The sequence below is a fragment of the Variovorax sp. V15 genome (assembly GCF_041154425.1).
In the GTDB taxonomy this organism is placed as follows: domain Bacteria; phylum Pseudomonadota; class Gammaproteobacteria; order Burkholderiales; family Burkholderiaceae_C; genus Variovorax; species Variovorax guangxiensis.
The window spans coordinates 6,206,638-6,219,663 of the sequence record NZ_AP028659.1 but is presented as its reverse complement, the minus strand read 5'-3'; the positions used below and the strand labels follow the sequence as shown (position 1 = coordinate 6,219,663).

Sequence of the window (13,026 nt, the reverse complement as noted above, 5' to 3'; positions counted from 1 at the left end):
ATCAAGTGCGCCGTTTTCGTTTTCAACAGTCCGACTCCCGGAGGAGACAAATCCAATGACCGATCGTCCCTGGCTCAGCAGCTATCCGCAGGGCGTGCCCGCCGATATCGATGCTTCGCAGTACCCCTCGCTGGTCGCGCTCATGGAGGAGAGCTTCAGGAAGTACGCCGACCGCACGGCCTACAGCTTCATGGGCAAGGACATCAGCTACGGCGAGACCGACAGGCAGAGCAAGTCGTTCGCGGGCTACCTGCAGAGCCTGGGCCTCGCCAAGGGCGACCGCGTGGCGGTGATGATGCCCAACTGCCCGCAGTACCCCATTGCGGTCGCGGGCATCCTGCGCGCCGGCCTCATCCTGGTCAACGTCAATCCGCTGTACACGCCGCGCGAACTGGAGCACCAGCTCAAGGATTCGGGCGCGAAGGCCATCGTCATCATGGAGAACTTCGGCACCACGCTGCAGCAATGCATCGCGAGCACGCCGGTCAAGCACATCGTGCTGGCTTCCATGGGCGACCGCCTCGGCTTCCTCAAGGGCGCGCTCGTCAACTACGTGGTGCGCAACGTCAAGAAGATGGTGCCCACCTTCAGCCTGCCGGGCGCGGTGCGCTTCAACGATGCGCTCGACAAGGGCGCGAGCGCTTCGCTCAAGCCCGTGGCCATCGGACCCGACGACGTGGCGGTGCTGCAGTACACCGGCGGCACCACCGGCGTGTCCAAGGGCGCGGTGCTCCTGCACCGCAACGTGATCGCCAACGTGCTGCAGTCCGAGGCGTGGAACGAGCCGGTCATGAACAAGGTGCCGGCCAACGAGCAGCCCACGGGCGTGTGCGCGCTGCCGCTGTATCACATCTTCGCGTTCACGGTCGGCATGATGCTGAGCATGCGCACGGGCGGAAAGCTGATCCTTATCCCGAATCCGCGCGACATTCCCGGCGTGCTGAAGGAGCTGTCGAAGCACACGATCCACAGCTTCCCGGCCGTCAACACGCTCTTCAACGGGCTGGCGAACCACCCCGACTTCAACACCGTCAACTGGAAGAACCTGAAGGTGTCGGTGGGCGGCGGCATGGCGGTGCAGGCCGCGGTGGCGAAGCTCTGGCTCGAGAAGACGGGCTGCCCGATCTGCGAGGGCTACGGCCTTTCCGAGACCTCGCCCTCGGCCACCTGCAACCCGACCAACAGCACGGCCTACACCGGCACCATCGGCCTGCCGCTGCCGAGCACCTGGCTCAGGCTGCTCGACGACGACGGCAACGAGGTGCCCGTCGGCGAGCGCGGCGAGATCGCCATCAAGGGCCCGCAGGTGATGGCCGGCTACTGGCAGCGCCCCGACGAGACCGCGAAGGTCATGACGGCCGACGGCTACTTCAAGAGCGGCGACATCGGCGTGGTCGACGAGCGCGGCTACTTCAAGGTGGTCGACCGCAAGAAGGACATGATCCTGGTGTCGGGTTTCAACGTGTACCCGAACGAGGTCGAGGATGTGGTCGCACTCATTCCGGGCGTGCTCGAGTGCGCCGCGGTCGGCGTGCCCGACGACAAGACGGGCGAGGCCGTGAAGCTCGTGATCGTCAAGAAAGACCCTTCGCTCACGGAGGCGCAGGTGCGCGAGTACTGCAGAGCAAACCTTACGGGTTACAAGCAGCCGCGCATCGTAGAGTTTCGTACCGACATGCCGAAGACGCCGGTCGGCAAGATCCTTCGCCGCGAGCTGCGCGACACCAAGAAGTAAGTGCGCGAGCACGCGCTGGAGTAAGGGTTCGGCCCGGGTGGGGCCAAGGCATCGATCTTGCATATTCGCGGGTCGATGCTCAGGTTTGTCTTTACCCGTTTGAGTCTGTTGGTGCCGACCTTCTTCGGCATGACACTGCTCGCCTTCTTTCTCATCCGGCTCGTGCCGGGCGACCCCATTGAAACCATGGCCGGCGAGCGCGGGATCGACCCCGCGCGCCATGCCGAACTGCGCACCGCCTACGGCTTCGACAAGCCGGTGATCGTGCAGTACGGCATCTACATCGCCCGCGTGCTGCACGGCGATCTCGGCAAGTCGCTCATCACGCAGGACACGGTGATGAGCGAGTTCCTCTCGCTCTTCCCGGCCACGGTCGAGCTCGCGGTGTGCGCCATTCTTTTCGCGCTGCTGCTCGGGCTGCCGGCGGGCATCCTCGCGGCGGTGCGGCGCAACTCCATCTTCGACCACGGCGTGATGGCCACCTCGCTCACCGGCTACTCGATGCCGATCTTCTGGTGGGGGTTGCTGCTGATCCTGTTCTTCTCGGTGCAGCTCGGATGGACGCCCGTATCGGGCCGCATCGCGGTGCAGTACTACGTCGAGCCCGACACCGGCTTCCTGCTCGTCGACGCGCTGCGCGCCGGCGAGACCGACGCCTTCTGGTCGGCGCTGCACCACCTCGTGCTGCCGGCCGTGGTGCTCGGCACGGTGCCGCTCGCGGTCATCGCGCGCATGACGCGCTCGGCCATGCTCGAGGTGCTGGGCGAGGACTACATCCGCACCGCGCGCGCCAAGGGGCTTTCGCGCTTTCGCGTGGTGGGGCTGCATGCGCTGCGCAACGCGCTCATTCCGGTGGTGACGGTCATCGGGCTGCAGGTGGGCGTGCTGTTCACGGGCGCGATCCTCACCGAGACCATCTTCTCCTGGCCCGGCGTCGGCAAGTGGCTCATCGAGGCCATCGGCCGGCGCGACTACCCGGTGCTGCAGGGCGGCATGCTGCTGCTCGGCGGCATCGTGATGCTGGTCAACCTTCTCGTAGACGTGGCGTACGGCGTCATCAACCCACGCATCAGGCGCTGAGCTTCCCCATGGCGACAACCACGCAGATCACCGTTTCCGACGGTGCGGGCAAGAGCACCGCACCCCCCGGCCCCTGGCGCGAATTCTGGACGGCCTTCTCGGCCAACCGCGGCGCGGTCATCGGGCTCGCCACCATCGTCGTGCTGCTGCTGGTCGCGCTGTTCGCGCCGTGGATCGCGCCGCACGCACCGAACGAGACCAACAGCGCCGTCTTCCTGCAGCCGCCGGCGTGGCAGAAGGGCGGCTCCATGAGCTACCTGCTGGGCACCGACGCCATCGGCCGCGACATTCTTTCGCGGCTCATGTACGGCGCGCGGCTGTCGCTTTCGATCGGCGTCGCGGTGGTGGCGCTGTCGGTGATCGCGGGCGTGGTGCTCGGGCTCATCGCGGGCTTCTTCCGCGGCGTGCTCGAGATCGCGATCATGCGGCTGATGGACATCGTGCTCACGCTGCCCAGCCTGCTGCTGGCCATCGTGATCGTCGCGATCCTCGGGCCGGGGCTCGTCAATGCGATGCTCGCGGTGGCCATCGTGGTGCTGCCGCACTACGTGCGCATCACGCGTGCCGCCGTCATCGCCGAGGTCTCGCGCGACTACGTGACCGCCGCGCGCGTGAGCGGCGCCGGCACGCTGCGGCTGATGTTCCGCGAGGTGCTGCCCAACTGCGCCGCGCCGCTGATCGTGCAGGCTTCGCTCGGCATTTCCACTGCCATCCTCGACGCGGCGGCGCTCGGCTTCCTGGGCCTCGGGGCGCAGCCGCCGTCGCCCGAGTGGGGAACCATGCTGGCCGACGCGCGCGAGTTCGTGCTGCGTGCGTGGTGGGTCGTCACCTTCCCGGGAATGGCGATCCTGGCGGCCGTGCTCGCATTCAATCTCCTGGGCGACGGGCTGCGCGATGCGCTCGACCCCAAACTGAAACGCTAGCATGAAGCACACCCCCGGGCTTGCCCACTTCGTGTGGCCTCCTACCCCCTTGCAGGGGGCAACACCAGCGGGCCGGCAAAGCCGGTTCCGCGGTGTTCCTGGAACAGGCCGTTCGGGCCGGAGTCACTGATATGCCTTTGCTTGAAATAGAGGACCTGCACGTCGAGTTCCCCACTCAAGGCGGTGTGCTGCATGCGGTAGACGGCGTGAGCCTCAGTCTCGAAGAGGGCGAGGTGCTCGGCATCGTCGGCGAATCGGGCTCGGGCAAGAGCGTCACGATGATGGCGCTGATGGGGCTCGTTGGCTTCCCGGGCCGCGTGCGCGCGCAGCACATGCGCTTCGCCGGCAGGGACCTGCTCGGCATTTCCGACAAGGCGCGCCGTGCGCTGGTCGGCAAGGAAGTCGCGATGATCTTCCAGGAGCCGACCACCAGCCTCAACCCTTGCTTCACCATCGGCTTCCAGCTGATGGAAACGCTGCGGCTGCACCTGAAGCTCGACAAGCGCGAAGCGAAGAAGCGCGCGACCGAGTTGCTGGAGCAGGTGGGCATTCCGGCCGCGTCCTCGCGCCTGGGGAGCTTTCCGCACCAGCTCTCGGGCGGCATGAACCAGCGCGTGATGATCGCGATGGCCATCGCCTGCAATCCGCGCCTCCTGATCGCCGACGAGCCGACCACCGCGCTCGACGTGACCATCCAGGCGCAGATCCTCGACCTGCTGCGCGACCTGCAGAAGGAGCGCGGCATGGCGCTGGTGCTCATCACGCACAACATGGGCGTGGTCAGCGAGATGGCGCAGCGCATCGCCGTGATGTACGCGGGCCAGGTGATGGAGCACCAGCGCGTCGACCGCCTCTTCGCACAGCCGCAGCACCCCTACACCGAGGCGCTGCTCGCGGCACTGCCCGAACGCGCCGCGCCCGAGGGGCGCCTCGCCACCATCAGCGGCGTGGTGCCCGGCGTGCACGACCGGCCCGCCGGCTGCCTGTTCGCGCCGCGCTGCGGCTACGTCACCGAGCGCGCCTGCCAGGTGCGGCCGGCGCTGCGCGAGTCGCACGGCGCCGAGGTGCGCTGCCACTTTCCGCTCGGCGATCCGGGGCGAGGAGAGGCCATCGCGGGCGATCCGCCGAAGCAGCGGGTCGTGGAGGTCGCGGCATGAGCGAGGCATCGACTGACGTGGTGGTCGAGGCCAAGAACCTCCAGCGCACCTACGACATCCGCCGCGGGCTGTTCCGCGCGCCTTCGCACTTGCGCGCCGTGGGCGACATCTCCTTCCGAATCGAGCGCGGCCGCACGCTGGCCGTGGTCGGCGAATCGGGCTGCGGCAAGTCGACGCTGGCGCGCATGGTCGCGCTGATCGAGAAGCCGACGGCGGGCCAGCTCACGCTGGTCGGCGCCGACGCGGTGAGCCCGCCGCCCGAGCGCAGGCGCGAGCTGCGCCAGGCTGTGCAGCTGGTGTTCCAGAATCCGTACGGCTCGCTCAATCCGCGCAAGAAGATCGCGACGGTGCTCGAAGACCCGCTGGCCATCAACACCACCCTGGGCAAGCAGGAGCGCGCTGCAAAAGCGCGCGACATGCTCGCGCGCGTGGGCCTGCGGCCCGAGTACGCCAACCGCTACCCGCACATGTTTTCGGGCGGCCAGCGCCAGCGCATCGCCATCGCGCGCGCGTTGATGCTGAGCCCGCGCCTGCTGGTGGCCGACGAGCCGGTGTCGGCGCTCGACGTGTCGATCCAGGCGCAGGTGCTGAACCTTCTGGCCGACCTTCAGGCCGAGCTGGGCCTGGCGTATCTCTTCATCTCGCATGACCTCGGCGTGGTGCGGCACATCGCGCACGAGGTGCTGGTGATGTACCTCGGCCATGCGGTGGAGCAGGGACCGAAGTCGCGCATCTTCTCGCGGCCGCTGCATCCGTACACGCAGGCGCTGCTGGCATCCACGCCGGGGCTCAGCAGCCAGCGCATCGTGCTCAAGGGCGAGCTGCCGTCGCCGCTGAATCCGCCTTCTGGCTGCGTGTTCAGCACGCGCTGCCCGCATGTGGAGCAGCGCTGCCGCGAAGAGCGCCCGCTGCTGCGCATGCTCGACGAGCGGCAGGTGGCCTGTCACTTCTCCGAGAAGTTCCTGGAAGGCGCGCCGCTCGCGCGCGCCGACGTTCCCTCCGCCGCCTCCATCGCGATGGCGACGAATCCCTAGCGTTCCTTCGGTTCCTGTTTCCGTTCCCGTTCTCGCAGTTCTTTCAACCGTGTATCAAGGAGTCCAAATGAAGACCCAGCCCACCGTTTCGCGCCGCTCACGAAGCCTGGCGCTCCTGGCACCTGCAGCGCTCGCAGCCCTTACCCTGGCCTGCGGCGCGGTGTCCGCCAAGACGCTGGTGTATTGCTCGGAAGGCAGCCCTGAGAATTTCTATCCGGGCATGAACACCACCGGCACCTCTTTCGACGTGACCACGCAGGTCTACAACACCATCGTCGAGTTCGAGCGCGGCGGCACCAAGGTCGTGCCCGGCCTTGCCGAGAAATGGGAGATCTCCCCCGACGGTACCGTCTACACCTTCCACCTGCGCAAGGGCGTGAAGTGGCACACCACGAGCAAGAGCTTCAAGCCCACGCGCGACTTCAACGCCGACGACTTCATCTTCATGATCGAGCGCCAGTGGAAGGAGAGCGACCCCTTCTTCAAGGTCACGAGCCAGAACCACTCCTACTTCAACGACATGGGCATGCCCAAGCTGCTGAAGTCTGTGGACCGCATCGACGACTACACCGTGAAGATCACGCTCAACCAGGCCGAGGCACCGTTCCTCGCGAACCTGGCGATGCAGTACGCGGGCATCCAGTCGAAGGAATACGCCATCGCGATGCTGAAGGCCGGAACGCCCGAGAAGGTCGACCAGGACCCGATCGGCACCGGCCCCTTCTACCTCGTGCAGTACCAGAAGGACGCGATCATCCGCTTCAAGGCCTTCCCGCAGTACTGGGGCGGCAAGGCCAAGATCGACGACCTCGTGTTCGCGATCACGCCTGACGCGTCGGTGCGCTGGGCCAAGCTGCAGAAGGGCGAGTGCCACGTCATGCCCTACCCGAACCCGGCCGACCTCGACGCGATCCGCAAGGACCCGAACGTGCAGCTGCTGGAGCAGCCCGGCCTGAACGTGGGATACCTCTCGTACAACACGACGAAGAAGCCTTTCGACGACGTGCGCGTGCGCAAGGCCATCAACATGGCGATCAACAAGAAGGCCATCATCGACGGCGTGTATCTGTCGACCGGCGTGGCCGCGAAGAACCCGATCCCGCCGACCATGTGGTCCTACAACGACGCGGTGAAGGACGATCCGTACGACCCCGAAGCCGCCAAGAAGCTGCTGGCGCAGGCCGGCTTCCCCGACGGCTTCTCCACCGACCTGTGGGCCATGCCGGTGCAGCGCCCGTACAACCCGAACGCCAAGCGCATCGCCGAGCTGATGCAGGCCGACCTCGCCAAGATCAACGTCAAGGCCGAGATCAAGAGCTTCGAGTGGGGCGAGTACCGCAAGCGCCTGCAGGCCGGCGAGCACCAGATGGGCATGCTGGGCTGGACCGGCGACAACGGCGACCCGGACAACTTCCTCTACACGCTGCTGGGCTGCGCCTCGGCGAAGTCGGCCAGCGGCAGCAACATCTCGAAGTTCTGCTACCAGCCGTACGAAGACCTGGTGGTGAAGGCCAAGAGCGCGACCAAGCAGGCCGACCGCGACGCGCTCTACAAGAAGGCGCAGCTGATCTTCAAGGAGCAGGCGCCGTGGTTCACCATCGCGCACGCGGTGCAGCTGAAGCCGGTGCGCAAGGAAGTGATCGACTTCAAGCTGAGCCCGTTCGGCCGCCACACCTTCTACGGTGTGGACATCAAGTGAACGAGTAAACCCCCAGGCTCCGCGCACTTCGTGTCGCTTCGCCAACCCCCTTGCAGGGGGCAACACCTGCGGCCCGGCAAAGCCGGTTCCGCGGTGTTCCTGGAAAGAGAAATACTGTGAGTTCCCTGTCGCGTCCGCCTGTTGCCATCGTCGCTGCGATGCACGAGGAACTGGGCGCGCTGCTCGCGCTGATGCCCGACGAGCAGCGCGTGCGCGTCGCGGGCCGCGACTTCTGGGTGGGCCATCTGCATGGCCGGCCGGTGGTCGCGGTGCTGTCGCGCATTGGCAAGGTCGCGGCGGCGATCACGGCCACGGTGCTGCTGGAGCGCTTCGGCGTGCGGGCCATCGTGTTCACCGGCGTCGCGGGCGGACTGGCGCCGGGCGTGAACGTCGGCGACGTGGTGGTGGCCACGCAGATGCTGCAGCACGACCTCGATGCCTCGCCGATCTTTCCGAAATACGAAGTGCCGCTGATGGGGCTGTCGCGCTTCGCGGCCGATGCAGCCATCGGCGATGCGCTTGCGACGGTTGCGCGGGAGACGCTGCGCGATCCAGTGGCGCTGGTGGGGCAGGAGGCCGTCGACGAGTTCGGCTTGCGTTCGCCGAAGGTGCATCGCGGCCTGCTGGTGAGCGGCGACAGGTTCGTCTCGACCACCGTCGAGAGCGAGGCGCTGCAGCGCGCCTTGCCCGACGCACTCGCGGTCGAGATGGAAGGCGCCCCGGTGGCGCAGGTGTGTCACGACTACGGCGTGCCTTTTGCGGCGATGCGCACGATTTCCGACCGGGCCGACGATGCCGCGCACGGCGACTTCTCGCGCTTCGTCGCCGCGGTGGCGAGCCGCTACAGCCTCGCGCTGGTCGACGCGTGGCTGGCTTCGCTGCCGGCCGAGATCAGCTGAATTCAGCCGAGCGAGGGCGTGCGGCGGCGCGGGATGTCGCGCAGCAGCGGCGGGATCGACAGCGCCAGCAGCAGCGCCGCCAGCGGCACCACGCAGACGAAGCCCACGTACTTGAAGCCCAGCGCGCCCGCCGCGCCGCCGAGCACGAACATGCCGACCAGCCCGCCGGCGCGGCGCATGCGGCTGCGGTCGTGGCGTACGGGCAGGGCGTGCGCCGGCGCCGATTTCGAGCGGCGGTTCCAGTAGAGCATCTTGCCGATCTCGATGCCCATGTCGGTGATGTTGCCGGTCATGTGGGTGGTGCGGATGCTGCCGCCCGAGGTCTTGGAGGCCACCGCGTTCTGCAGGCCCATGATGAAGGACAGCAGCAGCACGGTGAGCGGCACCGCGAAGGGCGTGGCCCAGGTCAGCGTGATGGCGCCCATGAGCCCGAAGGGAAACATCAGCGCCGCCTCCAGCATCAGCGGCAGTGCGTACACGCCGTGCATGCGGTGCTGGCGGGCCCAGTTGACGAGCACCGCGCACACGGCTGCGCCGGTCAGGAAGGCCAGGATCGCGCCCAGTGCGTTCAAGAGCAGCTTGACGTTGCCCAGCACCATGCCGTCGGCCAGCTGCGAGGCGAAGCCGGTCATGTGCGAGGTGTACATGTGCAGCACGAGAAAGCCGCCCGCGTTGATGGCGCCGGCATTGAAGGCCAGCAGGAGGCCCAGCGCGGTGTTGGTCGACGGCGCGCGGTGGCGGTTGGTGAGAAAGCGAATTCTGCGCAAGATGGCTCTCCGGTCGGCGCTTGGGGCCGGAGCCACTCTAGCACCGGGGCCGCCCGGGGAGGCTCTGCTACTTGAGCCAGCCGCGCCGGCGGAAGTACCACATCGGCACCAGCGCGCTCGCCGCCATGAGCACGATGGCGTAGGGGTAGCCCATGGCCCAGTCGAGCTCGGGCATGAACTTGAAGTTCATGCCGTAGATGCTGGCGATCAGCGTCGGCGGCAGCAGCGCCACGCTGGCCACCGAGAAGATCTTGATGGTCTTGTTCTGGTTGATGTTGATGAAACCGACGGTCGCATCCATCAGGAAGTTGATCTTGTCGAAGAGGAAGGCCGTGTGGTTGTCCAGCGACTCGATGTCGCGCAGGATCTGGCGGGCCTCCTCGAACTGCTCGGCGTTGAGCATCTTGCTGCGCATCATGAAGCTGACGGCGCGGCGCGTGTCCATCACGTTGCGGCGGATGCGCCCGTTCAGGTCTTCCTGCCGCGCGATGGCGCCGAGCACCTCGCCGGCCAGCTCGTCGCTGACGTTGCCCGACAGCACCTTCTTGCTCGCGGCCTCGAGCTCGTCGTAGATGTTCTCCAGCGAGTCGGCCGAGTATTCGGCGTCGGCGTCGAAGAGCTTGAGCATCACTTCCTTGGCGTCCTCGATCAGCCCCGGCGCGCGCCTCGCGCGCATGCGCAGCAGGCGGAACACGGGCACGTCCTCGTCGTGGATCGAGAACAGCACGCCGCGGCTGCGCAGGTCGGTGTTGTGCTGGTTGAGGATGAAGGCCACGCGCACGGCGCGCGGGGCTTCGTCGTCGTCGATCAGGAAGTCGGAGCGGATGTGCAGCTCGCCGTTGTCTTCCTCGTAGAAGCGCGCCGATTCCTCGATGTCCTCGTCCATCGCGTCTTCGGGGATGGACAGGCCGTAGTACTGCTTGATCCAGCGCTTCTCTTCGAGCGTGGGCGACTCGAGGTCGACCCAGATCGGCTGGAATCTGGAGAGCTCTTCGAGGGCCTCGATTTCTTCCTGGACTAGGCGGCCGTTGGCGAGCGTGAAGATGTTGAGCATGGGGCTCACTCCCGGGAATGACTGACTGGACGGTGGGCGAGGGGAGGGGCGCTTTCAATTCCCCGGCCCGACGTGCGCAGGAAGCGCGAAAAAAGCGTCAGCGAAAGGGAGTTGAAAGCTGCCGAGACGGGGCGGTTTCCATAGGAAAAATCTCCGGTTGCAGCGTGGCCCGATTATGTCACCGGCCACATGTCGGCGAGGTGGCCGGACTGGACGGGCATACAGTAAAGTCACGGTCCATGCAGAGCACTGCGCTTCCCGTTTTTTCCGCCGCGCCGAAGACCCAGGCCGAACGCCTGGCGCAGGCACTGGCCTCGCTCAACGAGGCGCAGCGCTCGGCGGTGGAGCACGGTGTGGCCGCGGCCACCGCCGGCCCGGACGAACGGCCGCTGCTCGTCATCGCCGGTGCCGGCTCGGGCAAGACCAGTACGCTGGCGCATCGGGTGGCCAGCCTCATCGCCGGCGGCGTCGATCCGCAGCGCCTGCTGCTGCTGACCTTCTCGCGCCGCGCCGCGCAGGAAATGGAGCGCCGCGCCGGCCGCGTGCTGGCGCAGGTGCTGGGGCTGAAGTCGGAGGCGCCGCCCGCGCTGCCGTGGGCCGGCACCTTCCACGGCATCGGCGCGCGGCTGCTGCGCGAGTACGCGCCGCAGATCGGGCTCGACGAGAATTTCACCATCCACGACCGCGGCGACGCCGAAGACCTGATGGGGCTGGTGCGCCACGAGCTCGGGCTTTCTTCCACCGTCAACCGCTTCCCGCGAAAGGGCACCTGCCTGTCGATCTACTCGCGCTGCGTGAACACCCGCGCGCCGCTGGCCGACGTGCTCAAGGAAGCCTTTCCCTGGTGCGGCGAGTGGGAGGCCGAGCTGAAGAAGCTCTTCGGCGCGTACGTCGAGGCCAAGCAGCGGCAGAACGTGCTCGACTACGACGACCTGCTGCTCTACTGGGCCGAGATGGCGGCCGAGCCTTCGCTGGCCGCGCACATCGGTGCGCGCTTCGATCACGTGCTGGTCGACGAGTACCAGGACACCAACCTGCTGCAGGCGGCGATCCTGCTGGCGCTCAAGCCAGACGGCCGCGGCGTGACGGTGGTGGGCGACGACGCGCAGTCGATCTACTCCTTCCGCGGCGCCACGGTGCGCAACATCCTCGACTTCCCCTCGCAGTTCACGCAGCCCGCGCGCGTGGTCACGCTGGAGCGCAACTACCGCTCGACGCAGCCGATCCTCGACGTGTCGAACCGCGTCATCGCGCAGGCCGCCGAGCGGCATGCCAAGACGCTGTGGACCGACAAGCCTTCGGCCGGCAAGCCGCTGCTCGTGCTCGTGCCCGACGAGGCGGGGCAGGCGCGCTGGGTGGCCGACAAGGTGCTGGCGCACCGCGAGGGCGGGCTGGCGCTGAAGTCGCAGGCGGTGCTGTTCCGCACCTCGTCGCACAGCGCCGCGCTCGAACTCGAGCTGGCGCGGCGCAACATCCCGTTCGTGAAGTTCGGCGGGCTCAAGTTTCTGGAGGCCTCGCATGTGAAGGACCTGCTCGCGGTGCTGCGCTTCGCGCAGAACCCACGCGGGCGCATGGCGGGCTTTCGCGTGACCCAGCTCATCCCCGGTATCGGGCCCGCCACGAGCGCGCGCCTGCTCGATGCGATGGAGCAGGCGGCCGACCCGGCCCAGGCGGTGCGCGAGTTCGTGCCGCCTTCCGCTGCGCGCGCGCAATGGGCCGACTTCGCGAAGGCCTACGAGGCGCTGCGGGAGCCCGCGCTGAAGTGGCCGGCCGACGTCGAGCTGGCGATGGACTGGTATCTGCCGCATCTGGAGCGCCTGTACGAAGACACCTCCGGCGTGCGGCGCGCCGACGTGGAGCAGCTCGCGCGGCTCGCGGCCGGTTACGCCTCGCGCGAACGCTTCCTTACCGAACTCACGCTCGATCCGCCCGAAGCCACCAGCGACCGACCGGGGCCGCCGCTGCTGGACGAGGACTACCTGATCCTCTCGACCATCCATTCGGCCAAGGGGCAGGAATGGAATTCGGTTCACGTGCTCAATGTGGTCGACGGCTGCCTGCCGGCCGATGTCGCGCAGAGCGCGCAAGAACTGGAGGAGGAGCGGCGCCTGCTCTATGTGGCGATGACACGGGCGCGCGACCACCTGCACCTGCTGGTGCCGCAGCGCTTCCATGTCACGCAGCAGGCGGCGCGCGGCGACCGGCACCTGTATGCCAACCGCACACGCTTCATCGCCGATGCCGACCTGGAAGGCTTCGAGCAGCAGACCTGGCCGCCCCCGCCGGAGCGTCCGCCGGCGGTGCCGCCGCCCAGCTCGGTGATCGATCTGCGCAACAGGATGCGGGCCGCCTGGCGCTGAGCCGGAGACGGCATGGACAGGCCCTTGTGCCGGCATGGTCACCGGCGGGCCGGCATTGAAACACTTGTTTCCAAATCGCGGTATCGCCAGCCCCGCGCGTGCCCGCAGCTATCGATTCGCTAGCGTGTAAAAAGCTGCTCACGAAGCTGCAAAACCCCGGGCAACTCAGGTATTGCAATACCGTGACAGCTTGGGCATAGTGAATCGACCTTCCCTTCTTTCTCACCTCTTCCCACCTCCCTCTTTTCTTTCTCAAGACCCCCCAGAGAGAACTCCCCGTTTCGTTTCGCCGGCCAAACCGCATCCTGCGGCGCGGTC

Annotated in this window: 10 protein-coding genes; 8 read left to right on the top strand and 2 right to left on the bottom strand. The window is 67.2% G+C overall.

The window, feature by feature from the left end:
* The first annotated feature begins 55 nt into the window (after nt 1-55).
* The 7 genes from ACAM57_RS29430 to ACAM57_RS29400 all read left to right on the top strand — a co-directional run bounded on the left by ACAM57_RS29430 (nt 56) and on the right by ACAM57_RS29400 (nt 8,527).
* Complete coding sequence (locus tag ACAM57_RS29430; RefSeq protein ID WP_126022258.1) at nt 56-1,735, top strand: long-chain-fatty-acid--CoA ligase; 1,680 nt, start codon at nt 56-58, stop codon at nt 1,733-1,735.
* Between the two features lie 75 nt (nt 1,736-1,810).
* Entirely contained in the window at nt 1,811-2,815 is a 1,005-nt protein-coding gene (locus ACAM57_RS29425; protein ID WP_184640114.1) for an ABC transporter permease subunit, read from the top strand.
* Between the two features lie 8 nt (nt 2,816-2,823).
* A complete protein-coding gene (locus ACAM57_RS29420) occupies nt 2,824-3,738 on the top strand; it encodes an ABC transporter permease subunit (protein WP_369659883.1) in 915 nt (304 codons plus the stop codon).
* Nucleotides 3,739-3,869: 131 nt separating this feature from the next.
* Nucleotides 3,870-4,895, top strand: a complete 1,026-nt coding sequence (locus ACAM57_RS29415) for an ABC transporter ATP-binding protein (RefSeq protein WP_369659882.1) — start codon at nt 3,870-3,872, stop codon at nt 4,893-4,895.
* Entirely contained in the window at nt 4,892-5,929 is a 1,038-nt protein-coding gene (locus tag ACAM57_RS29410; protein WP_369659881.1) for a dipeptide ABC transporter ATP-binding protein, read from the top strand. The genes ACAM57_RS29415 and ACAM57_RS29410 overlap by 4 nt, the downstream gene beginning before the upstream one ends.
* Before the next feature lie 67 nt (nt 5,930-5,996).
* Nucleotides 5,997-7,628, top strand: coding sequence for an ABC transporter substrate-binding protein (locus ACAM57_RS29405; protein WP_184640108.1), 1,632 nt, complete (start codon nt 5,997-5,999; stop codon nt 7,626-7,628).
* A 116-nt stretch (nt 7,629-7,744) separates the two neighbouring features.
* Nucleotides 7,745-8,527: a 5'-methylthioadenosine/adenosylhomocysteine nucleosidase gene (locus ACAM57_RS29400; RefSeq protein ID WP_369659880.1), complete on the top strand. Its 783-nt coding sequence runs from the start codon at nt 7,745-7,747 to the stop codon at nt 8,525-8,527.
* Between the two features lie 2 nt (nt 8,528-8,529).
* Here the strand turns inward: ACAM57_RS29400 and ACAM57_RS29395 are convergent, their stop codons facing one another.
* Both ACAM57_RS29395 and corA read right to left on the bottom strand, forming a co-directional pair.
* Nucleotides 8,530-9,294, bottom strand: coding sequence for a YoaK family protein (locus ACAM57_RS29395; RefSeq protein WP_369659879.1), 765 nt, complete (start codon nt 9,292-9,294; stop codon nt 8,530-8,532).
* 67 nt (nt 9,295-9,361) lie between these two features.
* A complete protein-coding gene (corA, locus tag ACAM57_RS29390) occupies nt 9,362-10,348 on the bottom strand; it encodes a magnesium/cobalt transporter CorA (RefSeq protein ID WP_057593823.1) in 987 nt (328 codons plus the stop codon).
* A gap of 239 nt (nt 10,349-10,587) precedes the next feature.
* On the opposite strand from corA, the gene ACAM57_RS29385 reads away from it, so the two are divergent.
* Nucleotides 10,588-12,708, top strand: a complete 2,121-nt coding sequence (locus ACAM57_RS29385; protein WP_369659878.1) for an ATP-dependent helicase — start codon at nt 10,588-10,590, stop codon at nt 12,706-12,708.
* Nucleotides 12,709-13,026 lie beyond the last annotated feature (318 nt).